The following is a 698-nucleotide window of genomic DNA, read 5'->3' on the forward strand; positions in this document are numbered from 1 at the left end:
ATCTAGACATCAAACGGTACTAACTCTCCTGCTGAGCGTCAGGCAATCAACGAAGCATCAATGGCGTTGGTTGACGAACTGAACCGTATCGCAGAAACCACATCATTCGGTGGCCGTCGTCTATTGAACGGCTCATTCGGTGAAGCGGCATTCCAAATCGGTGCGAGCTCTGGTGAAGCGATGATCATGGGTCTAACTAGTATTCGTGCAGATGACACTCGTATGGGCGGTGTGACATTCTTCTCTGAAGTAGGAAAAGGTAAAGATTGGGGTGTTGATCCAACTAAAGCCGATCTAAAAATCACGCTTCCTGGCATGGGTGAAGACGAAGATGGTAATGTTGATGATCTAGAAATCAATATCAACGCGAAAGCGGGTGATGACATCGAAGAGCTAGCAACGTACATCAATGGTCAATCAGACATGATCAACGCGTCTGTAAGCGAAGATGGCAAGCTGCAAATTTTTGTTGCTCATCCAAACGTTCAGGGTGACATCTCGATCTCTGGTGGTCTTGCTTCTGAGCTAGGCCTAAGTGATGAGCCAGTAAGAACATCAGTACAAGATATTGATATGACAACGGTTCAAGGATCTCAGAACGCGATTTCTGTACTGGACTCTGCACTGAAATACGTGGATTCACAACGTGCGGATCTTGGTGCGAAACAAAACCGTCTGAGCCACAGCATCAACAACTT

General features: G+C 46.6%; 1 pseudogene. It reads left to right on the plus strand.

The features are described from left to right. Positions 1 to 6 precede the first annotated feature (6 nt). Positions 7 to 698, plus strand: a pseudogene (locus tag R7R24_RS26985) (flagellin hook IN motif-containing protein); the annotation flags it as partial.

The sequence above is a fragment of the Vibrio sp. 704 genome, assembly GCF_033339295.1.